This window comes from Granulicella sp. L46, assembly GCF_009765785.1.
Classification (GTDB): Bacteria; Acidobacteriota; Terriglobia; order Terriglobales; family Acidobacteriaceae; genus Granulicella.
Genome location: NZ_LMUT01000025.1, coordinates 372018 through 394854, shown reverse-complemented (window position 1 = coordinate 394854; position 22837 = coordinate 372018). Strand labels below are relative to the sequence as shown.

Sequence of the window (22837 nt, the reverse complement as noted above, 5' to 3'; positions counted from 1 at the left end):
ACGTACGGCCGCTAAACCTCGTGTCTTCAATATCAAACCCCTGCCTTGACCCTCGTACACTATTGACTAACCATGTCCATAGCTTCCAACCTCGAACGGGTACAGAACCAAATTGCCGAAGCCTGCGCCCGCGCCCACCGCGACCCCAGCACCGTCGCCCTCATGGCCGTCAGCAAGATGCATCCCGCCGAAGCCGTCCGTGAAGCCTACGAGGCCGGCCAGCGCCTCTTTGGCGAAAATCGCGTCCAGGAATGGCAAACCAAACGCGCCGAATTATCTGACCTTTTTGCCCTTCCACCCAGCGGCTCGTCGCAGTCCACGCGAAGCCCCTCGCCGGCAGCGCAGGCCCACCTCATCGGTCCGCTGCAAAACAATAAGACCGCCAAAGCCGCCGAGATCTTCGACGCAATCGACACCCTCGGCTCCCTCAAAACTGCAGAACGCCTCAACGCCGCCGCGCAGTCTCTCAGCAAAACTCTCCGCATCCTCATCGAAGTCAAACTCTCGCCCGAAGACACCAAGCATGGCCTCGCCCCCGAAGATCTCCCCGCGCTCCTCCGGGCGCTCCAGCCGCTCACGCATCTCCAACCCCGCGGCCTCATGACCGTTCCGCCCTTCGACGAAAACCCCGAAACCGCGCGCCCATATTTCCAGCATCTGCGCCACCTGCGTGACGAGCACCTCACCCTCTACCCCACTCTCACCGACCTCTCCATGGGCATGTCCAACGACTTCGCCGTAGCCATCGAAGAAGGTTCCACCACCGTCCGCATCGGCACCGCCATCTTCGGCAAGCGCACCTACGCATGAGCCTCACCCTGCGCGCCACCACCAACGGCTGCACCCTCAACGTGCGCGTTCATCCCGGCGCTCGACGCAATGCCATCACCGGCACCCACGACGGCGCCCTCAAAATATCTCTCACCACCCCGCCCGCAGACGGCCGCGCCAACGCCGCGCTCATCGCCTTCCTCGCCGAACACCTCAGCATCCCCCGCGCAGCCATTACGCTCACCACCGGCGCGACCAGCCGCTCCAAAACGATGCACCTCGAAGGCCTCACCCCCGAATCCCTTACCGCAGCACTCGAACCCGCCTAAGATTTTCCGCGCGACCAAGCCATTGCGATCCCCACAATCAGCGTCACCGCTCCGCCAGCAAATAACCCCGCCATCGCCCCCGACAGCCGCACCTCCGGCTGCATCGCTCCCCGACTAGCCACGTGATCCATCACCGCCCGCGCGGTGAACCACCCCACGCCCGCAAACACCACCACCAACACCAGCGCTCGCACCGCAACGCGCATCGCGTTATTCCCATTCGATAGTGCCGGGTGGCTTCGACGTAATGTCATACACCACCCGATTGATTCCCCGCACCTCGCTCACAATCCTGCTCGAGATCGCGCGCAGCACCTCGTACGGCAGCGCCGCCCAATCCGCCGTCATGCCATCCTCGCTCTCCACCGCACGAATCGCACACGTGTACGCATACGTTCTCTGATCGCCCATCACGCCCACTGTCTTGATCGGCAGAAGCACAGCAAAGCTCTGCCACACCTTCCGATAGAGTCCCGCGCGCTTGATCTCCGCGGTGCAGATCGCATCCGCCTCCTGCAGAATCGCAACCCGCTCCGGCGTCACCTCTCCGAGAATCCTCACCGCCAACCCCGGCCCAGGAAACGGCTGCCGCTCGAGAATCTCTTCCGGCATCTGCAGGTCTCGACCAATCCTGCGTACCTCATCCTTAAATAAATCCCGAAGCGGCTCAATCAACTTCAGCTTCATGTCTTCAGGCAGCCCGCCCACATTGTGGTGGCTCTTGATCACGTGCGAAGGCCCATGAACACTAGCCGATTCGATCACGTCCGGATAAAGCGTCCCCTGCACCAGCCAGGCTACTTCTTCCCCCGAAGACTTCTCGGCCTCAAAAATCTTCTTAGCCTCATCATCGAACACCGCAATAAACTCGTTGCCAATCGCCTTACGCTTCTTCTCCGGATCGGTCACGCCAGCCAGCTTACCCAGAAATCTTTCCGATGCGTTCACCGCGACCACATTCAGGTTGAGCTCCTCGCGCATCGTCTTTTGCACCTTCTCAAATTCATCCTTACGAAGCACGCCATTATTCACAAAGATGCAAGTCAGCCGCTCCCCAATCGCCCGCGCCACCAGCACCGCCGCCACACTCGAATCCACGCCCCCACTCAGCCCACAGATCGCATGCCCAGTCGGTCCCACCTGTTCACGAATCTTCGCCACTGTCGACGCAATAAAATGTTCCGGCGTCCAATCCTGCTTCGCCCCACAAATATCCACCGCGAAATTCCGCAGCAGCTCCATTCCCTGCTTCGTATGCGCAACCTCCGGATGAAACTGCACCGCCCACATCTTGCGCGTCTCATCCGCAATTCCCGCAATCGCATTCGACGTCCGCGCCGTCACCCGAAATCCTGGTGCCAGCGTCTCCGCATGATCTCCGTGAGACATCCACACCGACATCGTCGCCGGCAGCCCGCTAAACAGCGGAGTCTCATCCACCACATTCACCTCGGCATGCCCATACTCGCGGGCGTCCGCCGGCACCACACGGCCACCCAGGTGATGCGTCATAAACTGCAGCCCGTAACAAATTCCAAGTATCGGCAATCCTATTTCAAGAATCGCCTTATCGGCCTTCGGCGCCGCGTCGTCATATACGCTCGACGGCCCGCCGGACAGCACAATCCCCGCCGGCTCAAGCGCGAGAATCTTCTCGAGCGGCGTCGTGCACGGAAGCACCACCGAGAACACGTTGAACTCGCGAATCCGCCGCGCAATCAGCTGCGTGTACTGCGAGCCAAAATCCAAAATCACAATGGTCGATGAGACCGGGGTAACGGGAGCTGACGTGCCAGGAGTATCCACGTATTCAGTGTAAATCGGCCGCCTGTGGGCGATTTATTCGCTCTTATCCCGCTGCCGCGTCGAGCTGACCGCACCCATCAATCCACCGCCAAATAACAGGATTGCCAGCGCAATCGTCCAGTGTTGCGGTAGGTGCACCAGGTGACAGATATACAGCACGCCAATAATCAGGATGAGCGTCCCGACAGCATAAAGAGCGAACGACATGACATTCTCCTCCAGAGCGAAAAGGAGCTCTCGGAAGATAGATGCCCTTTAGTCCCCTCGCGTGCGGCCGGAATCAGGAAAATTGTAGGCCCGCCACAGCGACAGATAAGCCGCAGACCGCACCACATGAAAATAATCCGACATCCCCAGGTACACTAGGCCGACCCCACCCCACCAGCAGTTCAGAAACGTCTGCGTCTCCACACTGGAAAACGGCAGCGGTGAAGCCGAAAACACCATCGCCAGAACGATCAGCGCAATCCGCACGATGTTCATCACCATGTTGATCTCGACCAGCTTTCCCCGCACCGCACCGCTCCGAAACGCCGCCTTCAGCGCGCCCCCCGGCCCCAGCCCAAGCTGCATCGCCAGCAGCGGCGCCAGATAAAGCGGCCAACTCACCGCAGCCCACAGGACGTAGATCGCCAGCGTCCCCACAATCAGCATCGCGCAGAAGAGCACAATGCTCGGCTCAACTTGCCGCGCTGCCGGCCCCGTAATGCTGATCCGCACAGCTACCCCAACACCCCACGCCCACAGTCCCCACATCGTGGCAAGCAGTCCCGCCCGAAGCGCTCCTAGCACCAGCATCGAAATGCGCCGAGGCTGAAGCGTAGTATCCAGGCGCCGCAACACCAAAGTTCGCCCCAACGCCGCGCCGAGAAGCCAAAGCATGACCGCCATCGGAACCAGCCAGCGAAGCATCGGCAATGCCCAAACCAAAAGTGAGGTCGCCGCGGCATGGAGGCCGTCGATCGCAGCGACAGGCTGGAAGACGGATGCACCACGCAACGCCGTGGCGTCGACTCCAAACTCTGCCCCGTAACCCCCAAACGCGATGCCTCCGAGGAAGAGTACAATGACGCCCACTAGCCAGCGCCAAGCAATCTCCAGCCCCGCCAGCGAAGGTCGCTGCCACACCTCACTCATCACGCCGATGAAAGATTCCGTCCCCCGAATCTTTGCGTCGGCACTCGCCGCCACTACTTCACCACCAGGTTCACCAATTTACCCGACGGCTTGTTGATGACCAGGTGCTTCACAATCGTCTTCCCAATCAAGCGCGCCGCAACCTTCTCGTCCGCCAGCGACGCAGCCTTAATCGCAACCTCGAGCGCCGCCTCATCCGTATCCGCTGCCAGCTTGATCACCGTCGCCAGTTTCCCATTCACCTGCACCGGAATCTCAATTTCGCTCTCCCGCGCAAGCTCCTTATCGGCCACAGGCCACGGCTGCTGAAACACATCCGTCGTCTCGCCCAGATCCTTCCAAAGCTCGGCCGCGATGAAAGGCGCAAACGGCACCAGCAGCAACGTCAGCGTGCGCAGCAGCTCCGCAATCGTGGCGGAAGATACTTCGCCCGAATCCATCGCCGCTTCAGCCGCATAAATCTCGTTTACCAAAATCATGATCGCCGCAATGCACGTATTGAAGTGCCAGCGCCCGTTAAAGTCTTCAGTGATCTTCGCAATCGTCTGATGCAGCGTCCGCAGCAGCGCAGCGCCCGCGGCTGTCTGCCCCGCGAACTGCTCCGGCGCAATCTCATCTGCATGCATGCCATGTTCGATGTACTGCACGTTCGGCGCGTACTTACCAACCAGGCGGTACACCCTCGCCAGGAACCGACTGATGCCTGCAACGCCTTCTTCCTGCCATTCCAGGTCACGATCCGGCGGCGCCGCAAACAGCGCATACATCCGCGTCGCATCCGCACCATACTTCTCAATCATTAAGTCCGGGCTCACCACGTTGCCCTTGGACTTCGACATCTTCGCGCCATCCTTGATCACCATCCCCTGCGTAAACAGCCGCTCCGCCGGCTCCGAATTCGCAATCAATCCCAAGTCGCGCATCACCTTCGTCCAGAACCGCGAATAGATCAAATGCAAAATCGCATGCTCGACGCCGCCAATATATTGGTCAATCGGAAACCAGTAATTCGCCTTCTCCGAATCAAATGGCGCCGTCGAATTCCGCGCATCCGTGTAGCGGTAGAAGTACCAGCTCGAATCGACAAACGTGTCCATTGTGTCGGTCTCACGCCGTGCCGGACCACCGCACACCGGACACGTCGTATTTACAAACTCCGGCACCTTCCCCAGCGGCGACCCGCCCTCCTGCGTAATCTCAATCTGCTCAGGCAGCAGCACCGGCAGCGCACTCTCCGGCAACGCAACCACACCACCAGCCTTCACGCCCTCATGGCCAGCGCCCGCGGCATGCCCATTCGTGCAGTACACCATCGGAATCGGCGTGCCCCAATACCGCTGCCGGCTCACGCCCCAGTCCTTCAGCCGATACGTCGTCGTCTTTTTCCCGAACCCATGCTCCTCGGCGAACCGTGCCATCCTCTCCTGCGCTTCGAGCACGGCCTCGCCCGTCCATTCGCCAGAGTCAATCAGCACCGCGTCATCTTCCTCGCCATACGGCAGCGCCAGCTTGTCTGTATCCACATTCGGAGCGACCACCCGCTTTACCGCCAACCCATACTTCTGCGCAAACTCGAAGTCCCGCTCATCATGCGCCGGCACGCTCATGATCGCGCCCGTGCCATAGTCGGCCAGAATGTAATTCGCCACCCAGATCGGCAGCGTCTCGCCATTGAACGGATTGATCGCGGTCTTCCCCGTCGCCACGCCATGCTTCTCGATGTTGCCGATATCACCAGTCTCACGCGCGACCTTCTGCTCCGCAATCATCGCGTCCACAGCGGACGCCAGCTGCGCATCCGTCTTCACCCACTCCTTCACCAGCGCATGCTCGGGAGCCAACTGGATCGACGTGGCCCCAAAGATCGTATCCACGCGCGTAGTGAACACCGTGATTGCCGGCGTGTTCGCCATCGCGGTCACGCGGAACTCCACCTCCGCGCCCTCGCTCCGCCCAATCCAGTTGCGCTGCATCGTGCGCACCTTCTCAGGCCAGCCTGGCATCGTATCCAAACCATCCAGCAACTCATCAGCATACTTCGTGATGCGCAGAAACCACTGCTCCAACTCGCGCTGCTCCACGATCTGGTCTTCATGCCGCCAGCAACACCCGCCAATCACCTGCTCGTTCGCCAGCACCGTCGCGCACTGCGGACACCAGTTCACCTTGCTCGATCGCCGATACGCCAGCCCACGCTCCACCATCTTCAAAAAGAACCACTGGTTCCAGCGGTAGTACTCCGGCAGACACGTAGCGATCTCTGTCCCGGCCCAGTCATAGCTGTAGCCGATCCGCTGCATCTGCACCTTCATCTGCGCAATATTCTTCAGCGTCCACTCGCGCGGAGGCGTATTGTTCTTCAGCGCCGCATTCTCCGCCGGCAATCCAAACGCGTCCCACCCCATTGGGTGCAGGACGTTGTATCCGCGCATCCGCATAAACCGCGCCAGCGCATCGCCAATCGCGTAGTTCCGCACATGCCCCATGTGCAGCTGGCCGCTCGGATACGGCAGCATCTCCAGGCAATAAAACTTCGGCTTCCCACTCGTATGCGGCTCCGCAGCATAAAGATTCGGCTGCGCATCCCACTTCGCCTGCCAGCGCGGCTCTATCTCCGCTGGGTTATAGCGTTGCACTTCGTTCTTATCCGAACCGCTTCCATCCGAAGCCACAGCGGCTTTTGTTGTCCCTGACTCGTCCATACCTCATTGTAAAGAAAAATAAATCCATGGCCCCACCGCGCGAAGCAGCCTGCCGTCCGCGCAGGACCTCGCCGTCCACGTGGGACCATGGTAGCTTGTCTCTCTGGAGAAACCATGCGCTTGTCCTGCCGTCTACCCCTTGCACTCGCCGCTCTCACCCTCGTCACCAGCACCGCCTTCGCCTCCGACCCCCTCAAAATCAAAACCGACAAAGGCGGCGTAGAGGGCACCTATACCACCGACCACCAGGTCCGCGCTTTCAAGGGCATTCCCTACGCCGCACCGCCCGTCGGCGACCTTCGCTGGCAGCCGCCGCAGCCCGCCGCCAAGTGGTTCGGCACCCTCGTCGCCAAAGACTTCGGCCACCACTGCTACCAGACCAACCCCTACCCCGACATGACCTTCGCCGACGCCGGTCCCAGCGAAGACTGCCTCACCCTCAATATCTGGTCTCCCGCCAAAGCCGCGCCCGGCTCGCTCCCCGTCATGGTCTGGTTCCACGGTGGCGGCTACAACTCAGGCTCCGCCTCCGAGCCCCGCCACGACGGCCAGTTCCTCGCCCACCGCAACGTCGTCATCGTCACCCTCAACTACCGCCTCGGCATCTTCGGCTTCTTTACCCATCCCGACCTCGCCGCCGAATCGCCACACCACGCCGCCGGCAACTACGGCCTCCTCGACCAGGCCGCCGCCCTCGCCTGGGTCTCCCGCAACATCACCGCCTTCGGTGGCGACCCCAACAACATCACCCTCTTCGGCGAGTCGGCAGGCTCCTTCTCCGTCAGCGCACAGATGGCCTCGCCCCTCTCCAAGACCCTCATCGCTAAAGCCATCGGAGAAAGCGGCGGTGCCTTCCACTCCAGCGGCGTCCCCTATCCCAGCCTCGCCAAAACTGAGCAGGAGGACGCAGCCTTCGCGCAGACCGCCTTCAATGCCTCCACCATCGCCGACCTCCGCAAGATCTCCGCCGACGACCTCATCAAAGCCGCCAGCGCCCACACGACCCCGCCCCCGCCCCATTTCGGTCCCGACATCGACGGCTACTTCCTCCCTCAATCCGTCCCCGAAATCTACGCCGCCGGCAACCAGGCCAAAATTCCTCTCCTCGCCGGTTGGAACGCTGACGAAGTCCGCTCCATGATCACCATGAGCCCCGTCCCAACTACCGTCGCGACCTTCACCGCGCAAGCCACCAAAGACTTCGGCGCCCGCGCGCCTGACTTCCTCGCCGTCTACCCGGCTACTACTGATGCGGAAGCCGTCCAATCCGCCGGCGACTTCGTCAGCGACCGCTTCATCGCCTACTCCACCTGGGCCTGGCTCGAAGCGCAGGTCAAAACCGGCCAGGCCCCCGTCTACCGTTACCGCTTCGACCTCGCCGCCCCCGGCGACAAGTTCCATCCAGCCGGCACCGGCGCCTTCCACTCCGACGACATCGAGTACGTCTTCGGCACTCTCGACTCTCGCCAGCAAGCCACCATCCGTCCCGAGGACCGCACCCTCTCCGACCAGGTCCAGCAGTACTGGACCAACTTCGCCCGCAACGGCAACCCCAACTCACCGAACCTTCCCACCTGGCCGACCTACAAGCCCGCCACCGACTGGCAAGTCATGCACTTAAGCGTCCCCTCCGAGGCCAAACCCGACATCCAGCGCAACCGCTACCTCTTCCTGGACAGCGTCTGGTCCCAACCAGTAGCCCAATAACTCGCCCCGACCAAGCCCGTTACGAAGCACCTAGGGCTTGGTCGCGTTATCTACTGGCGGGTTCTGATCCACGATCTTGTACCCAGCCGGCGGCACAAACAAAGTAGGATCGGGCTCACCCTGAGTCAGTTCCTCAATCTCAAACGTCGTCTTCCCGCGCCTGGGATCATCCCTCATTCCAAGTAGAATCAGCCCAAGCTCTTTCGAATTCCACGTCTCACTCACGATCACCAGTGGAAGCTCATTGCCCTCCGCACCCGCAGGAATCGTCTGCGTCACTCTTGATCCGTGCGCGTCCACGCCTGCAATCGTTCTCATTCCAAGGTCTTCCCTCTTCGACGAATAACGCGGAGGTTGCTGCTGTGCGAATCTCTTCCGTTGCGCAGCCAATTCTTCCGCCGTCAACGGCTTCGGAGGATCCCCCATATGGAAAATCCGGACGACATCATCCGCACCGACGCCAATCTCCCAACTGATCGACACCCTCTTCGTTTGATCGATAACCCCCACACCGAACTTCGGTTGCGGCACACCGTTCTCGTCGCGTTGGCAGCCACGTTCTGATTCGGACATTGTCTTCCCAGCCGAATCGCGCGCCTGATGTGTCCGCACAGAACCGCGCACGTAACTGCCATCCGGCAGCCGCTGCTCGAAGCTCTGCTTCGCCGTCGCCGTATAGGGGCCGCCGTGCGTTCCCCCCGCGCTATAGACGGAATAGCTTTGAACCCCCACGGTGCATGCAGGCTCCGCACTCTGCGCCCCGGCCACGCCACCCAACACCATCACTCCGAGCACACCCACTACCCAACGATACGTCGCAGTTCGCATCGGTCGTCTCCGTAAAACTCAATAGCCACAGGTACGGTAGATCGCCCTCCACGATATCAAATTCCACCCAGCCTGAGCATCAACTTTCCCATCGACTTTCTACCCCGCCATGCGAAGCCACTGGCCGTCCGCCTAGGACCCCGCCGACAGCGCTCGCAACGCCATCACATTCCGCATCTCGTCCCCCGGATCATCCACCGGCGTCTCCGCAATAAACGCCGCATGCTCAAACCGCGCATCATGCAACAGCCGCTTAAACGCGGCCGCCCCAATCGTCCCCTCCCCGATATGTTCATGCCGATCCAGCTTCGACCCCATCGGCGCCTTCGCATCATTGCAATGCCACACCTTCACCGCGTCGAACCCCATCGTCTCTCCCACCTGCCGCATCGTCGCCTCATACCCTTCGGTCGTAACAATGTCATACCCGGCGACATGCGTATGACACGTATCCAGACAAACCCCCATCGGCGCGCAAGCCTGCAGCGTCGCCACCAACTCCGCCACCTGGTCAAAGCTTCCACCCAACGAGAACTCCGCCCCCGCAGTGTTCTCAATCAGGATCCTGAAGTTATGGTCCTGCCACTTCACCCCGCCGCCCAACGTTCCAATCGCACGCTCGATCCCTTGCGCCGCCAGCCTTAGCCCCTCCTCGCGAGTCAGTCCCTTCCAGCTCCCCGGATGCAGCACCAAATACTCCGCGCCCAGCGCCAGCGCCCGCTCCACCTCTCCCCGAAACGCGTCCACCGAATTCTCCCGCACGCTTTCCGTCTGCGAGCACAAATTAATCAAGTAACTCGCATGGATCGATACCGGGTTCACATCCAGCCGCGCCCGCGCCTCCCGCATCTTTGCGGCATCTTCTGCCTTTACCGGAGCCGCCTTCCACTGCCGCGGACTCGAGCTGAAGATCTGAAACGTATTCGCCCCCGCATCCGCCGCCCGCTGCACCGCCGTAAAACATCCCCCCGCCGTCCCTACATGCACGCCAATCCGTTTCTTTGCCATAAAATCAAGACTACCGCAGCAGGATGCAGACGATCACGCCCACCGCGCGCTATCATCGCCTATGGCTCAACCACAGTCTTTCAAGAATCACGCGCGATTCGACCCGCAGTTTCACTTCTTCATCATTCCACTGCTGTTGCTCAATTTGATCTTCTCAATCTACACGACCGTCCATTACTGGCCGCGCCACATGTACCACTACCTCTGGTGGATCGTGATGTCGATCGTGCTCTTCGTCATAGCTGGCCTCTGCCGCGGCTACGCCCTGAAGAATCAAGACCGCATCATCCGTCTGGAAGAGCAGCTTCGCCTCGCCGACCTCCTCTCCGAAGATCAGCTCGGTCTCATCGACACCCTCACCGTCGATCAGTACGTCGGCCTCCGCTTCGCCTCGGATGCCGAAGTCGCGGCCCTCGCTCAACGCGCCATCACTGAGCACCTCGACCGCAAGCAAATCAAGCAAGCCATCGTCACTTGGCGCCCCGACAACCAGCGCATCTAACCATCTCGCACCCAAAAACAAAGGCCGCCCACCCGGGCGGCCTTTGCTGTTGCCTTCCAATAATCTCTAGTACACGTCGCGCTGATACCGCTGGTCTGCCTTCATCTTCTTGAGATACTCAGCCGCCTGCTCTGGCGATCCATTGATCCCCTTGGCAATCGACTCGAGCAGCACCTGCTCAACATCCTTGGCCATCCGGCTCGCGTCACCGCACACATAAAAGTGCGCCCCGCGCTCCAGCCATGCGAAGAGCTCATCGCTGGCTTCGCGCAGACGATCCTGCACATAAATCTTCGTCGCCTGGTCGCGCGAGAACGCCGTCTGCAGCTTGGTCAACAAGCCGCTCTTCTGCATTCCCTCGAACTGATCCTTGTACAAGTAGTCCGAAGCCGCGCGCTGATCGCCAAACACCAGCCAATTGTCGCCCTTGTGGCCCCGCGTCTCACGTTCCTCAAGAAACGCACGGAACGGCGCAATACCCGTGCCCGGTCCAATCATGATCACCGGCAGATTCGTATCCACGGGCAAACGGAATTTGTCATTCTTCTCAAGAAACACCGGCAGCTTACCGTTGACCGGCGCGCGATGCCCAAGCAGACTCGAGCACACGCCCTGGCGATGCCGCCCGTGCGCGTCATACAACACCACGCGCACCGTCAGGTGCACTTGCCCCGGATGCGCTGTCTGGCTCGATGCAATTGAGTACATCCGCGGCATCAACCGCTGCAAAATGTTGAAGAGATCCTGCGGGTCTTTCACCACGCCCGGGAAGTCCGTCACCAGGTCAACAAACTCACGGCCCCACACATACGCCTCAGCCGCGACCTTATTCTCTGTCCCCAACAGCGCCTTCAGGCCTTCCGGAGTATTCTCGCCCGCCAGCTTCGCATACTGATTCACGGCGCCGCGCGCCAGCTTGCCAATACCCAGCTTTGAGGTCAAAGCCTCGCGCACCGTGATCTTATTGCCGTCCGTGCCCTTCACCGGCTCAATCACCGTCTCGTCGCCGCTGAATCCCAACGCCTTCAGCGCATCGTTAACGGCCTCTTCGCAATACGCCGGAACCACGCCCAACGCATCACCCGGCGTATACGTCATGCCCTCGGCGAGCTCCATCTCGATGTGGATGGTCTCCTTCTCCGACTGGGGCCCAGTGAGAAGATCATTCACCAACACGGTCGCAGGGTAGGGGTTAGTTTTGCTGTAAACGATAACCGTGCTATCGGTGGTGGTCTCTGGAGGGGCAGTCAACGTGGATTCGCTCATATTTCTAAAATTATAGTGAATCAGGCGCGGCGCGGTGTGACCAAAAACACCAACGCCCGATAAACGTTCCGCCAACATTAATCCCCGCTCTGTCGCCAGAAACGGCTACATCGCGGGAGGATGATGCGGATCAACGACATGCGCCTCGTGTGCGGCCGCCGTCTTCTTCTTCCCCGCGCCATTCGCTTCGCCCGGATTCACCAGGTCGCGAAGCTCTTTGCTCGGTTTGAAGTACGGCACCCGCTTGGCTGGCACCGCGACCGATTCCCCGGTCTTCGGATTGCGCCCAGTCCGCGGCTTGCGTTGCCGTGAACGGAAACTCCCGAATCCACGAACCTCAACCTTATCGTTGCTCTTCAATGCTTCGATGATGGAGTCGAACAGCGTCTCGACAATCACCTCGCCATCGCGGCGAGTAAGATCCCCTAGGGCAGTCACGTGATCGACTAATTCCGCTTTCGTCATGTACCCTCCTGCAGTAACGTGTTGGCACTAGCTCAACCTGTTGACGTGTGCCGTCCCCGGAAGGACGCGGCAAACTGGGAGAAACCGCATTCACTACCGCAAAGCCCGCATTTGCTTCACTATAGCACCATATCGTAACCCGACTATTCTGTCCTTCTGTGAACATTCCCCGCTACGACGTCCGTCCCTCTGCCGCCAATCGACGGCGCAGCCTATTTCCAGAGGAAATAAAAACCGGGCGAACGATTGAGCATCTGCGTAGGGTTTGTGAAGATTCCGTCCGCGTCATCATTCAGCAGACCCAAAACGCCCCGCTTCTCTTTAGACGGACGAACTACGTTTGGCTCCCCCGAAATTCCCACCGATCGTGCCGTATCCATTAACGCCATACGAAATCCACCCTGCGCGTCAATCAATCCCAGCGGCTGAGACTGCTGTCCCGTCCACACCTGGCCGGTCGCCAGCGGTGTAATCTTCGCATCCGTCGTGTGCCGTCCCACCGCGACATCATGCACAAACTGCCCGTACATGTTGTCCACCAGCGATTGAAAATACGCCTGCTCCTGGGGCGTCATATCGCGCGTCGGATCGCCCGCATCCTTCAGTTCTCCATGCGAAATCACCACCGGCTTCAGCCTTGCCCACTTCATCAGGTCGCCATAGTTGGTCCATTCCATGATCACCCCAATCGATCCCACCACCGACGCTGGATTCGCATAGATCTTGTCGCAAGCCGAAGCGATATAGTACGCACCCGAAGCCCCGACCGACTCCACCGACGCGATCACTTTCTTATGCTTCTGCTCCCGAATCCGCAGCACCTCGTGGTAAATCTCCTGCGACGCCGCCGCCCCACCGCCCGGCGAATCGATGTGCAGGATGATCGCCTTGATGCTGCCGTTGTTTCCGTACCGCTCCAACTGCTTGCTGATCTTCTCCGTGTCTGCATCGGTAATCACACCGGAGATGTCGATCACGGCAATCGAGTCATTGCCAAAATTCATATTGCTGCCGCCGGCATCCATATTGAAGGTCTTCGCCAGCGACGCAAAGAAGATGCTCAGGGCAATCAATCCTAGCGCGAAGATCCCGAGGGTGAGCACCACCCATGGCCACGCCGAGTTCCTCGGCGGATAGCCAGCCGGCACTCCCTGCCCATACGCATAGCCCGCCGGATACGGTCCGCGAAACTCCGGCCGCGGCGCCTGGTACGGCGTCTGATACGGCGCTTGGCCTTGTGTTTGGCGAGGATCCTGCTGCGGGGCTGGTGGCGGGGTGAACGGCTCCGACATGGCCTTGAGTCTATCAGTTACGCCGCGCCACCGTCCCGGCGTGCCACCCGCGCCACATATTTTCGACGCTCCCCACCCGTGCGCCCGTCTAACAAATATCATAGGATGGAAGGCGACCCGGGCTCAGTGTTCCAGTGCATCTTTTCTGTCGTGATCCCGCGGCTGCATGCCATCCGCCAACCGCCCGCAGAGGACATCGCATGGAACTCCCCCACCCGGATCGGCCACCCAACTCTATGCCTCCTCCGCGCCTCAGCATCGTCATCCCCGCCTACAACGAGAGCGCTCGCATCGAAGCGGCCCTCGCCAGTGTGCTCGCTTGCGTGGATGCCCGCTCCTGGGATGCCGACATCCTCGTCGTCGATGACGGTTCCACCGACAACACTCCAGCAATCGTCCAGCAATGGATGGCCTCGCACCCCCGCCTCCATCTCATTCAGAATCCCGGCAACCGCGGCAAAGGCTACTCGGTCCGCAACGGCCTCCTCCAGTCCTCCGGCGACATCGTCATGTTCACCGACGCCGACCTCTCCGCCCCCATCGAAGAAGCCGAGCGCCTCATCGCCGCAATCGACGCCGGCGCCGACGTAGCCATCGGCTCCCGCTGGCTCGACAAGCAAAAGCAGACCGTCCATCAGCCTCTCTACCGCCGCTTCTTCGGCCGATGTTTCAACTGGGTCACCCGCAAAGTAATGGGCCTTCCCTTCAAGGACACGCAGTGTGGCTTCAAGGCTTTCAAGCGTGACGCTGCGCAAACCATCTTCCGCCTTCAGACTATCGAGCGCTGGGGCTTCGACCCCGAAATCCTCTTCATCGCGCGCAAGCTCAAATACACCATCGTCGAAGTCCCCGTAACCTGGGGCCACGATGAGCGCAGCCGCATCAGCTACCTCAAAGACGGCACGCAGATGCTGAAAGAGATGGGTCAAATCCGCACCAACTCCGTCCGCGGCCGCTACGACGAAGCCATCGCCGCGATGAAAGACACCAGCAAGATGGTCACCGCGCCCGTAGAACGCGTAGACCATGCCGAAGCCAGCTAAACCTTCCACAGAACCGGGTGCCCCATTCTCGTCTGCCGGTCTTGACCGCCGGACAGGGTAGGTATCGCGCAAAGCGCGACCGCCCCGCCCCTCTCCATCCCCACCACAAAAACTCTCGCCGTCCGCGCAGGACCATCGTCAGCCTTGCCTTGGACGTAGAAAACTTCCGCCGCGATGACATAAAACGAATCAATTTATCGCAAATAAATCAGCTGGTTTTCACACGCGCGGAAAGACATTCGTTTGACATTTCCGCGACACGCACGGCTCTCTCGCGCGCCTATTGTGAACCGCGGGTCACTTCCAAAACAAGCGACTCGCTTCACAACATCACGACAGGCAGACACCGATGAAAAATTCAGTGATCAACACCAAGCGTCCAGTCGACCGCCGTTCATTTATGAAGAGCGGCATACTGGCAGGAGGCGCAGCAGCAGTGGGCGCCGGTTTGTTAACCAATGGAACTTCTGCTCGTGCACAAGAGCGCGGCAGACTCAATGAGGGGGACATCGCCATCCTCCGTTTTCTGGCGGCTGCAGAACTGATCGAGTCTGACCTTTGGACGCAGTATGCGGAACTCGGCGGCATCGGCAACAACCAGCCCATCGAGGTCAATCCAACCCCAACCCCGCCGCTCAACAACTATCAAGTCGCGTTATCGAACCTCGATACCGACGGCCCGCAGTACATCACCAGCAACACCCTCGATGAAGTCAGCCACGCTAATTTCCTCAATGCCTATCTCGAATCCAGGGGTGCCGAGCCCGTCAACCTCAGCCAGTTCGCAACCTTGCCAGGCAGCACCGCGCAAGGCTCCTCCCTCAAGCCGCGCCTCACCAACCTCATGCACCTCAATGTTGATACTAGCTGGTTCGTTCGCTACCGCAGCACAACCAATCCCGACCTCGGCGCCTCCTTTCCGCAGGCCATCACCCTCAACAACGTAACCGCCATCCCCAGAAACGATGCCGACTTCAATGGCGCAGCCAACTCCAACTTCCAAGGCAACGAGCACATCCAGGCCATCGCCAATGTAGCCGCCTTCCACTTCGGCATGATTGAACAAGGTGGATCGAGCCTCTACGCCGCGATGAGTCAAAAAGTGACTGACCCGGAGGTGCTGCAAATCACCCTCGGTATTGGCGGTGACGAAATCGCTCACTTCCTCGAATGGGTCGACTTCGCCGGCAATGGTGTCCAGCAACCTGTCGCGCCCTTCAAGGACCCCATTTCCGGCCTATCGTTTCCCGACTTCTTCAACAATCCTCCACTCAAACCAGCTACACTCGTTCAACCCAGCCTCATCTTCCCCGTCCCCTGCGAATTCATCAGCCCTGACCTCCCTCATGTCGCGATCATTCGTCCCTTGACCGATAGATTTGCGGGCGCTGTTGCGGCTGTCGCAAGCCTCACCGCCGATGGCCTCTTCACCGGCCAAAGCAAGCTGTTCCTCAACACCCTGCAAGGCCTGGCCGAACGAGCCGATGCCGCAATCCGCCTGGCGTTCTAACTTTTTCTCTCCGAGTTTCTATTGCATCTCTCCCAGGTTTGTACGCCCCACTAATCGCACCCTTTGCGATGAGTGGGGCATCGCGCAAAGCAGGTGTCCCCAACCCAGATTCCTTGAAGACGCCCACCCCCTCGCCCCTCCGCGCCGCGCCCGCATGTCGTACGCTTTAGTCATGACCTCTCGCGCCGCCATCCGCGCCTCCCTCGCCGCCTTCACGCTCTGCCTCTCGTCCCTCATCCCCGCGACAACGCACGCCCAAACCACCGCCGACCTCGACCACTGGCGCAAGGCCTACGCCGACAACCTCGCTCAGCCCGACGGCTGGCTCACCCTCGTCGCCCTCCAATGGCTCCCCGAAGGCAACATCACCGCAGGCTCCGCGTCCGACAACAAGCTCCAACTCCAGCATGTCCCTGTGCACCTCGGCATCTTCCAGCAGCACAACGGACACGTCGCCCTCCTCCCCCCAACCGAAGGCTTCTCCCCCTCCGTCCTCCTCGACGGCAAACCCGCGCCCAGCCCCGCCGCCCTCGCCGCCGACGACACACCCCACCCCTCCGATCTATTCTCCGGCGACGTCCACATCACCGTCATCCATCGCGGCGACCGCTACTATCTCCGCATCAAGGACGCCTACGCCCCCACCCGCGTCCACTTCCGCGGCCTCAACTGGTACGCCCCCAACCCGGCCCTCCGCATCACCGCCAGGTGGGTCCCCTACACCCCCGCGAAGACCGTGCACATCCTCAACGTCCTCGGCCAGTCCAGCGACGAGCAAGCTCCCGGCTACGCTGAATTCCAGATCGCCGGCAAGACCTACAAGCTCGAACCCCTGGTCGAAGACAACTCTCTCTTCTTCGACTTCCGCGACCTCACCAGCCGCACCACCACCGACGGCGCCGGCCGCTTCCTAAACACCGCCTTCCCCTCTAACGGCCTCGCCAAACCCGGCACAGTTGTCCTCGACTTCAACTATGCCCACAACCCACCCTGCGGCTACACCCCCTACGCCACCTGCCCGCTCCCCACCGAAGCCAACCGCCTCCCGGTAGCCATCCCCGCCGGCGAAAAACGCTACGACTAGTCCGCCCCCCACCAACTCCCGGGTGCCCCATTCATACGCGTTTTTGCGGATGGGTGGGAGAACGAGGTGCCCGCTCACCCATAAAACCCTGGCCACCGTCATAAATTCAGCAGTAGAATTCTGCGCAGAAAGTATGCGCGCCACACGAAGCTCGCCGTCCGCGGAGGACACATGAACAAAATCACTCCCTTCCTCTGGTTCAACGACAACGCCGAAACCGCCGCCGACTTCTACCTCTCCGCCTTCCCCAACAGCCGCAAGCTCCGCGAGCTTCGCTGCAACGAAGCCGGCCCTCTCCCTGTCGGCGCCCTGCTCGTCCTCGACCTCGAGCTCAATGGCCAGCAAGTCACCTTCATGAACGGCGGCCCCGGCCACCCGCCCACCGACGCCTTCTCCTTCAGCGTCCAATGCGAAACCCAGGCCGAGATCGACAACTACTGGTCCCAGCTCACCGCCGACGGCGGCAGCGAAATCATGTGCGGCTGGCTCAAGGACAAGTTCGGCCTCCACTGGCAGATCGTCCCCACCGACGTCTACAAGTACATCAACCACCCCGCCGGCATGCGCGCCATGATGACCATGAAAAAAATGGACATCGCCACCCTCCAGCAAGCCGCCAACCAGCCAGCCTAGTCCGCACTTAAACTCTCGCCGTCCGCGCAGGACCTAGGCGCCGTACGCCTCGTCACGGTCCGCAAGACTGCGCAAGTGATCGCGCACCACCCGGTAGCACTCACAGGAAATTGCTTCCAGCCCGGCCAGATCGACCAGCGTAATCTTGCCGCGCGTGTAATGGATGAGACCCCGTTCCTGTAGATGCCCAGCCACCACCGTCACGCTCGACCGCGTAACACCCAACATGTCGGCCATATACTCATGCGACAGTGGGAGCACCCGGTCCCCCACTCGATCGGAACAAAGCAGAAGCCACCGAGCCATCCGCTGCTCCACGCTGTGCCGCGCATTGCAACCCGCCGTCTGCGCGGACTGAATAAACTGCGCCTGCAGATAGCGCAACGTCAGATCATGAAATTGTTCGGCGCGCTTGAACTCCCTGGTCGCCACAGACATTACCGACGAGTACCCATAGCCACCAATCTGCATATAGACCCGATTGAGGCTCCGGCGCGTCCCCATCATGCACGATGTTCCGAGAATCGCCTCCGGCCCAGCCAGCGCAACCTCCACCTCGAAGCCGTCCTTGAACGTCACCGTCATCGAAGCGATGCCCTCTTCGATGAAGAACAGATTTGCGATGCCACTCCCCGGAAATTCAATCTCCCGGCCCACCGGCAGCTCGACCCGCTGCAGTTCCAGCCGGTCGATCACCTCAGGATGCAGCCGCTGGAGAACGATGTTCTTGAATGTCTGCATACTCATGAGCCCAACTTTCTCAAGGCATGGAAGACGTACACCGCAAGACGCCATCGGACAGGCAATCCTTCGCGGTTGAATCATAATACTCGCCTCGATTACGAAGCATCTTCGTCCAGCCCCGCAGCCGACAACAGGATGTATCGCGGCCTGTCAGTTGCCAGGCAGCATCACCACGCCAGCTGCGTCTCGTCTTCAAACACAAGTCCGCTCGGGCCCTCACTCCCCAACTTCGCCAATCGAATCGCCACCGCTGCTCCTTCTTCGGGGGTGCGCGTTCCCCGAAACCCGTTGAAGTCTGTCGCAACATGACCCGGAGCCGCGCCGTTTACTTTCACCGTCGTCTCCGCAAGACTCCGTGCATAATGAACCGTGATGGCATTCAGCGCCGTCTTCGAGCTCGAGTACGCCATGTTCGGCCGCCCAACCCACGCGCCCTCTTCGCCAATCGATCCCCGCTTGCTGGTCACATTGACAATACGCCCGGCCGTCGACTTCAACAGCAGCGGGATGAACGCATTGGTGACCGTCACCACCGCAAACACGTTCGTCTCGTAAACGGCGCGCATATTTTCCGCAGTTTCCACCATCGGCACACTGAACCTCGATCCCGGTGCAGAACTGATGCCGGCGTTATTCACCAGTACGTCGAGTTGACCGGCCTCCAACTCGATCGTCTGCCGCGCCGCCGTCACCGATCTGGCATCCGCCACATCCAGTGCAATAACTCGCACCTCTCCCTCCTCCCGTAACTCCTCTGCCGCGGCCTTTCCTTTCTCCAAATCGCGCGCTCCCAGGTAGACCACAAAGCCATCCCTCGCCAGCCCTCGCGCGATCGCCTTCCCAATCCCTTTGTTTGCGCCCGTTACTAAAGCTACCTTCCCATTGTTGGTTGTCATGTCAACCACAATACCTCGATTATGGTTGTCACGTCAACCCGCTGCTGCTACTCTTTTCTCCATGCCGACCAAATTGCTTTCGCCCCAGGAACTCCGCGTCTGGCACGCTTTTAAATTGATGGGGGAAGACGTCATGGACCGCGTCGGCCGCGATATCGCTCAGGCCACCGGGCTCTCCGGTCCGGACTTCGGCGTCCTCTCCCGCCTCGCCCTCCGAACCAACGGAGAGATGCGCCAGCAGACCCTGGCCGAGTCCATGGGCTGGGACAAGAGCCGCCTCTCCCACCACCTCACCCGCATGCAGCGCAAAAAACTCATCGAGCGTCGCGACGCCGACAACCGCACCGTCCTCGTAGTCCTCACCAAACTAGGCCGCCAGAAGCTCCACGCCGCACACCCCGTCCACGCCGAATCCGTGCGCCGCAACCTGCTTTCACGCCTCAGCCCACAGCAAATCGAAACCATCGTCCGCGTCAGCAATCTTCTCGGCGACGAAGAAGACTTTTAGATTCTCGCCCGCGCCACCCGCATAGAATGATGCAAGCAATACCGTTCCCCACCACAGCGTCCCGTCCAGAAAGGTCCATCTCGGCCATGAACCAAATCCGTCGGCGTCTCCCGCTCCTCTCGCTCTTGCTAGCCTCCACTCTCCTCGCCGCCAACGCGCAGCAAACGCCCATCCAAATCCACGCAGATCTCACCGACGCCCCGCGCAAGCTCTTCCACGCCGACGTCGACATCCCCGTCCACCCCGGCCCCCTCGACCTCATCACCCCCGAATGGATTCCCGGCGCGCACGGCCCCGACGGCCCCGTACACGACATCACCGGCATTCGCTTCGAAGTCGACGGCAAGACCATTCCCTGGCACCGCGACCCGGTCAACACATACGAGTATCACGTCGACATTCCCGCCGGCGCCACCACGCTCCACGCGCATCTGGACAACATCTACAGCCGCGCCACTCGCACCGCCGCAACCCTCGAGTGGGAACACCTGATGCTCTACCCCGCGCACATTCCTGTCCGCGAGATCGCCATCCAGCCCACCGTCACCGTACCCGCCCACTGGGGCATCGGCACCTCCCTAAAACCCATCACGCCGTACGATCCGCAACACCCAGCCGGCGGCACAATTAAGTACGCGCCCACCACCGTCGAGATGCTGGAAGATTCCCCCATCATGACCGGCCTCTACTTCCACGAGTACGCCCTCGCTCCCGGCATCACGCCCCAGCACTACATGGACGTCATCGGCCCCACCGCCGACTCCATCGTTGCCAGCCCCGAAACCATCGGCCAGATGTCGCGTCTCATCACAGAATCCTTCGCGATGTATGGTCCCCCGCACTACACCAGCTACCACTTCCTCATCCTTCTGCAAGGAGCCCACGGGGGCGGCGGCCTCGAACACCACGAGTCCTCCGACAACACGATGCAAAGGGATTTCTTCACCGGCTATAAACCCTCCGTCGGCATGGCCGGCCTCCTCCCCCACGAGTTCACGCACTCCTGGAACGGCAAGTATCGCCGCCCCGACGGCCTCTCCACCCCCGACTACGCCACCCCCATGCAGGACAACCTCCTCTGGGTCTACGAGGGCCTCACCGACTACCTCGGCAACCTCATGGGCGAGCGCATCGGCATGGTCTCTGCCGACCAGTACAAGCAGGACATCGCCCTCACCGCAGCCGAAATGGACGCCACCAGCGGCCGCGCCTGGCGCAGCATCGAAGACACCACCTTCGACTCCGCCATGCCTCGCAACGGCGGCGGCAGAGGTAGCAACGCCTGGAGCAGCTGGAAACGTGGCACCGATTACTACCCCGAAGGCGACCTCTTCTGGCTCAACGTCGACACCACCATCCGCAAACTCACCAACAACAAAAAGTCCCTCCGCGACTTCCTCCAGATCTTCCTCCAGAAAGGCGGCAATGGCGTCCCCCGCGTAGAGCCCTACAGCCTCGACGAAATCACAGCCGATCTCAACCACGTCGTAAAAAATGACTGGGCCGCCTTCATCCAGACCCGCCTCTACGACGTCCAGCCCCACGTCAATACCGAAGGCATCGAGCAGGCAGGCTATCGCCTCGAGTACACCCCTGACCTCACCCCTGGTATGGCCCGCGAACTCACCGAAAATCCCTCCCTCGTCCCCTGGTTCTCCATCGGCCTCGACCTCGGCGAGGACGGCACCATCTCCGACGTCGGCGTCGGCAGCATCGCCGACAAGGCAGGCTTCGCTCCCGGCCAGAAGATCACCGCCATCAACGGCCGGGTCTTCGACCTCGATCTCTTCACCGAAACCCTCAAGGCCTCCAAAGGCAAATCCACGCCCATCCAGCTCCTCGTCCAGGACGAAGACACCCTCACTCCCGTAACCTTCACCTACAGCGACGGCCTCCGCTACCCCCACCTCACCCGCATCCCCAACACCCCGGATCTCCTAACCGAAATCCTCGCGCCCTCAACCCCCGCAACCAAGCCCTAGCTAATCCCGTTACCGAAGACGTGACTTTCCTAAAAAGATAGGGTCCTTCATTTAGATCGGGAGAGGCCCGAGAATACTGATCTCGTTTTGTTCGCAAAGCGCGTTCAGTTTCTTGAGATCGGGTGGCGTCGCTTCGGGTAATTTGTGACGATCACGAATTGGCACTGCCATTTCGAGCATCATTCCCACGAACCCAACCTTACCGCCGGGAATCACATGAATTAGAACTCGGGAAGTTTTGTCACCACTGTTTCGAAATCCATGCGGCACTCCGCGCTGGAGGAAAACATAGCCTCCCGGCCCGGCCACGAACTTCTCTCCATCGCGAATAACAGTAAGTTCACCCTCCAATACGTAAAACGCTTCGTCTTCCGTTTGATGAAGATGGTAAGGAGTCTCGAAGCCGGGAGGCGCTGTCAGATGAATCAGGGAGTACGCACCGTCCCCCGATTGATTCTGCGCCAGCAGGATGTGGAGAGCATTGAGAAACCAGTACGCGGGCGCGGTGTCTAGATTAACGCTGACGGATTCAGAGAGCATCACTTTGTTCCTACCTGACATGGTTAAAGTTGTGAAGATGAACCTCAGGCCAACTGATCAGAGTCGAGGCCGACACCATGTGGC

Annotated in this window: 23 protein-coding genes; 10 read left to right on the top strand and 13 right to left on the bottom strand. The window is 60.5% G+C overall.

The features are described from left to right. The first annotated feature begins 72 nt into the window (after nucleotides 1–72). Nucleotides 73–810 (top strand): YggS family pyridoxal phosphate-dependent enzyme, encoded by a 738-nt coding sequence (locus GSQ80_RS21655; protein ID WP_158789716.1) that lies wholly within the window; start codon nucleotides 73–75, stop codon nucleotides 808–810. Further along, complete coding sequence (locus tag GSQ80_RS21650) at nucleotides 807–1100, top strand: DUF167 domain-containing protein (RefSeq protein WP_158789715.1); 294 nt, start codon at nucleotides 807–809, stop codon at nucleotides 1098–1100. Before GSQ80_RS21655 ends, GSQ80_RS21650 begins: the two co-directional genes overlap by 4 nt. On the opposite strand, the gene GSQ80_RS21645 is transcribed toward GSQ80_RS21650, so the two are convergent. Genes GSQ80_RS21645 through leuS form a run of 5 tightly spaced genes read right to left on the bottom strand, consistent with a single transcriptional unit; the run spans nucleotide 1097 to nucleotide 6745 of the window. Then, nucleotides 1097–1306 (bottom strand): hypothetical protein, encoded by a 210-nt coding sequence (locus tag GSQ80_RS21645; protein ID WP_158789714.1) that lies wholly within the window; start codon nucleotides 1304–1306, stop codon nucleotides 1097–1099. The two genes, GSQ80_RS21650 and GSQ80_RS21645, sit on opposite strands and share 4 nt — an antisense overlap. 4 nt (nucleotides 1307–1310) lie before the next feature. Beyond that, nucleotides 1311–2906, bottom strand: coding sequence for a glutamine-hydrolyzing GMP synthase (gene guaA, locus GSQ80_RS21640; protein ID WP_158789713.1), 1596 nt, complete (start codon nucleotides 2904–2906; stop codon nucleotides 1311–1313). Between the two features lie 33 nt (nucleotides 2907–2939). Continuing rightward, on the bottom strand, nucleotides 2940–3113 hold the full coding sequence (locus GSQ80_RS22940) for a hypothetical protein (protein ID WP_174241375.1): 174 nt from the start codon (nucleotides 3111–3113) through the stop codon (nucleotides 2940–2942). Nucleotides 3114–3161: 48 nt separating this feature from the next. Next, nucleotides 3162–4097, bottom strand: a complete 936-nt coding sequence (locus GSQ80_RS21635; RefSeq protein WP_254059843.1) for a hypothetical protein — start codon at nucleotides 4095–4097, stop codon at nucleotides 3162–3164. Further along, nucleotides 4097–6745, bottom strand: a complete 2649-nt coding sequence (leuS, locus tag GSQ80_RS21630; RefSeq protein WP_158789712.1) for a leucine--tRNA ligase — start codon at nucleotides 6743–6745, stop codon at nucleotides 4097–4099. Before leuS ends, GSQ80_RS21635 begins: the two co-directional genes overlap by 1 nt. Before the next feature lie 114 nt (nucleotides 6746–6859). Here leuS and GSQ80_RS21625 point away from each other — a divergent pair, with 114 nt between their 5' ends. Continuing rightward, nucleotides 6860–8452 (top strand): carboxylesterase/lipase family protein, encoded by a 1593-nt coding sequence (locus GSQ80_RS21625; protein ID WP_158789711.1) that lies wholly within the window; start codon nucleotides 6860–6862, stop codon nucleotides 8450–8452. A 30-nt stretch (nucleotides 8453–8482) separates the two neighbouring features. Here GSQ80_RS21625 and GSQ80_RS21620 read toward each other — a convergent pair whose 3' ends face one another. Together GSQ80_RS21620 and GSQ80_RS21615 are read right to left on the bottom strand one after the other, a co-directional pair. Further along, nucleotides 8483–9280, bottom strand: a complete 798-nt coding sequence (locus GSQ80_RS21620; protein WP_158789710.1) for a hypothetical protein — start codon at nucleotides 9278–9280, stop codon at nucleotides 8483–8485. A 132-nt stretch (nucleotides 9281–9412) separates the two neighbouring features. Further along, nucleotides 9413–10288, bottom strand: a complete 876-nt coding sequence (locus GSQ80_RS21615) for a deoxyribonuclease IV (protein WP_158789709.1) — start codon at nucleotides 10286–10288, stop codon at nucleotides 9413–9415. A 61-nt stretch (nucleotides 10289–10349) separates the two neighbouring features. On the opposite strand from GSQ80_RS21615, the gene GSQ80_RS21610 reads away from it, so the two are divergent. Continuing rightward, nucleotides 10350–10790 carry a DUF6526 family protein gene (locus GSQ80_RS21610; RefSeq protein WP_158789708.1) on the top strand — a complete coding sequence of 147 codons (441 nt, stop codon included), beginning with the start codon at nucleotides 10350–10352 and terminating at the stop codon, nucleotides 10788–10790. A gap of 66 nt (nucleotides 10791–10856) precedes the next feature. Here the strand turns inward: GSQ80_RS21610 and GSQ80_RS21605 are convergent, their stop codons facing one another. The 3 genes from GSQ80_RS21605 to sppA form a co-directional block, all read right to left on the bottom strand. Further along, on the bottom strand, nucleotides 10857–12056 hold the full coding sequence (locus GSQ80_RS21605) for a sulfite reductase flavoprotein subunit alpha (protein ID WP_158789707.1): 1200 nt from the start codon (nucleotides 12054–12056) through the stop codon (nucleotides 10857–10859). 105 nt (nucleotides 12057–12161) lie between these two features. Continuing rightward, nucleotides 12162–12521, bottom strand: coding sequence for an HU family DNA-binding protein (locus GSQ80_RS21600; protein ID WP_158789706.1), 360 nt, complete (start codon nucleotides 12519–12521; stop codon nucleotides 12162–12164). A 212-nt stretch (nucleotides 12522–12733) separates the two neighbouring features. Next, nucleotides 12734–13813 carry a signal peptide peptidase SppA gene (sppA, locus tag GSQ80_RS21595; RefSeq protein WP_158789705.1) on the bottom strand — a complete coding sequence of 360 codons (1080 nt, stop codon included), beginning with the start codon at nucleotides 13811–13813 and terminating at the stop codon, nucleotides 12734–12736. 236 nt (nucleotides 13814–14049) lie between these two features. Between sppA and GSQ80_RS21590 the strand changes: the two genes are divergently transcribed. The 4 genes from GSQ80_RS21590 to GSQ80_RS21575 all read left to right on the top strand — a co-directional run bounded on the left by GSQ80_RS21590 (nucleotide 14050) and on the right by GSQ80_RS21575 (nucleotide 18083). After that, on the top strand, nucleotides 14050–14856 hold the full coding sequence (locus GSQ80_RS21590; RefSeq protein WP_158789948.1) for a dolichyl-phosphate beta-glucosyltransferase: 807 nt from the start codon (nucleotides 14050–14052) through the stop codon (nucleotides 14854–14856). Between the two features lie 349 nt (nucleotides 14857–15205). Then, nucleotides 15206–16366: a ferritin-like domain-containing protein gene (locus GSQ80_RS21585; protein WP_158789704.1), complete on the top strand. Its 1161-nt coding sequence runs from the start codon at nucleotides 15206–15208 to the stop codon at nucleotides 16364–16366. Between the two features lie 154 nt (nucleotides 16367–16520). Continuing rightward, entirely contained in the window at nucleotides 16521–17450 is a 930-nt protein-coding gene (locus tag GSQ80_RS21580) for a DUF1684 domain-containing protein (protein ID WP_158789703.1), read from the top strand. Between the two features lie 171 nt (nucleotides 17451–17621). Further along, a complete protein-coding gene (locus tag GSQ80_RS21575) occupies nucleotides 17622–18083 on the top strand; it encodes a VOC family protein (protein WP_158789702.1) in 462 nt (153 codons plus the stop codon). A gap of 33 nt (nucleotides 18084–18116) precedes the next feature. Here GSQ80_RS21575 and GSQ80_RS21570 read toward each other — a convergent pair whose 3' ends face one another. Both GSQ80_RS21570 and GSQ80_RS21565 read right to left on the bottom strand, forming a co-directional pair. Further along, complete coding sequence (locus tag GSQ80_RS21570) at nucleotides 18117–18830, bottom strand: Crp/Fnr family transcriptional regulator (RefSeq protein ID WP_158789701.1); 714 nt, start codon at nucleotides 18828–18830, stop codon at nucleotides 18117–18119. 164 nt (nucleotides 18831–18994) lie between these two features. Beyond that, the gene (locus GSQ80_RS21565) at nucleotides 18995–19723 is read right to left on the bottom strand and encodes an SDR family oxidoreductase (protein WP_158789947.1); all 729 of its coding nucleotides are present in this window, start codon (nucleotides 19721–19723) and stop codon (nucleotides 18995–18997) included. Between the two features lie 61 nt (nucleotides 19724–19784). Between GSQ80_RS21565 and GSQ80_RS21560 the strand changes: the two genes are divergently transcribed. Beyond that, nucleotides 19785–20231, top strand: a complete 447-nt coding sequence (locus GSQ80_RS21560; RefSeq protein ID WP_254059842.1) for a MarR family winged helix-turn-helix transcriptional regulator — start codon at nucleotides 19785–19787, stop codon at nucleotides 20229–20231. 86 nt (nucleotides 20232–20317) lie between these two features. Then, nucleotides 20318–22213, top strand: a complete 1896-nt coding sequence (locus GSQ80_RS21555) for a PDZ domain-containing protein (protein WP_158789700.1) — start codon at nucleotides 20318–20320, stop codon at nucleotides 22211–22213. A gap of 51 nt (nucleotides 22214–22264) precedes the next feature. Here the strand turns inward: GSQ80_RS21555 and GSQ80_RS21550 are convergent, their stop codons facing one another. Then, on the bottom strand, nucleotides 22265–22753 hold the full coding sequence (locus GSQ80_RS21550) for a cupin domain-containing protein (RefSeq protein WP_158789699.1): 489 nt from the start codon (nucleotides 22751–22753) through the stop codon (nucleotides 22265–22267). Nucleotides 22754–22837: the final 84 nt, after the last annotated feature.

Bases quoted from the DNA above. Each gene is read 5' to 3' on its own strand.
- GSQ80_RS21655 (WP_158789716.1), top strand. From the start codon at position 73: ATGTCCATAGCTTCCAACCTCGAACGGGTACAGAACCAAATTGCCGAA.
- GSQ80_RS21650 (WP_158789715.1), top strand. From the start codon at position 807: ATGAGCCTCACCCTGCGCGCCACCACCAACGGCTGCACCCTCAACGTG.
- GSQ80_RS21645 (WP_158789714.1), bottom strand. From the start codon at position 1,306: ATGCGCGTTGCGGTGCGAGCGCTGGTGTTGGTGGTGGTGTTTGCGGGC.
- GSQ80_RS22940 (WP_174241375.1), bottom strand. From the start codon at position 3,113: ATGTCGTTCGCTCTTTATGCTGTCGGGACGCTCATCCTGATTATTGGC.
- leuS (WP_158789712.1), bottom strand. From the start codon at position 6,745: ATGGACGAGTCAGGGACAACAAAAGCCGCTGTGGCTTCGGATGGAAGC.
- GSQ80_RS21625 (WP_158789711.1), top strand. From the start codon at position 6,860: ATGCGCTTGTCCTGCCGTCTACCCCTTGCACTCGCCGCTCTCACCCTC.
- GSQ80_RS21620 (WP_158789710.1), bottom strand. From the start codon at position 9,280: ATGCGAACTGCGACGTATCGTTGGGTAGTGGGTGTGCTCGGAGTGATG.
- GSQ80_RS21615 (WP_158789709.1), bottom strand. From the start codon at position 10,288: ATGGCAAAGAAACGGATTGGCGTGCATGTAGGGACGGCGGGGGGATGT.
- GSQ80_RS21610 (WP_158789708.1), top strand. From the start codon at position 10,350: ATGGCTCAACCACAGTCTTTCAAGAATCACGCGCGATTCGACCCGCAG.
- GSQ80_RS21605 (WP_158789707.1), bottom strand. From the start codon at position 12,056: ATGAGCGAATCCACGTTGACTGCCCCTCCAGAGACCACCACCGATAGC.
- GSQ80_RS21600 (WP_158789706.1), bottom strand. From the start codon at position 12,521: ATGACGAAAGCGGAATTAGTCGATCACGTGACTGCCCTAGGGGATCTT.
- sppA (WP_158789705.1), bottom strand. From the start codon at position 13,813: ATGTCGGAGCCGTTCACCCCGCCACCAGCCCCGCAGCAGGATCCTCGC.
- GSQ80_RS21590 (WP_158789948.1), top strand. From the start codon at position 14,050: ATGCCTCCTCCGCGCCTCAGCATCGTCATCCCCGCCTACAACGAGAGC.
- GSQ80_RS21585 (WP_158789704.1), top strand. From the start codon at position 15,206: ATGAAAAATTCAGTGATCAACACCAAGCGTCCAGTCGACCGCCGTTCA.
- GSQ80_RS21580 (WP_158789703.1), top strand. From the start codon at position 16,521: ATGTCGTACGCTTTAGTCATGACCTCTCGCGCCGCCATCCGCGCCTCC.
- GSQ80_RS21575 (WP_158789702.1), top strand. From the start codon at position 17,622: ATGAACAAAATCACTCCCTTCCTCTGGTTCAACGACAACGCCGAAACC.
- GSQ80_RS21570 (WP_158789701.1), bottom strand. From the start codon at position 18,830: ATGAGTATGCAGACATTCAAGAACATCGTTCTCCAGCGGCTGCATCCT.
- GSQ80_RS21565 (WP_158789947.1), bottom strand. From the start codon at position 19,723: ATGACAACCAACAATGGGAAGGTAGCTTTAGTAACGGGCGCAAACAAA.
- GSQ80_RS21560 (WP_254059842.1), top strand. From the start codon at position 19,785: ATGCCGACCAAATTGCTTTCGCCCCAGGAACTCCGCGTCTGGCACGCT.
- GSQ80_RS21555 (WP_158789700.1), top strand. From the start codon at position 20,318: ATGAACCAAATCCGTCGGCGTCTCCCGCTCCTCTCGCTCTTGCTAGCC.
- GSQ80_RS21550 (WP_158789699.1), bottom strand. From the start codon at position 22,753: ATGCTCTCTGAATCCGTCAGCGTTAATCTAGACACCGCGCCCGCGTAC.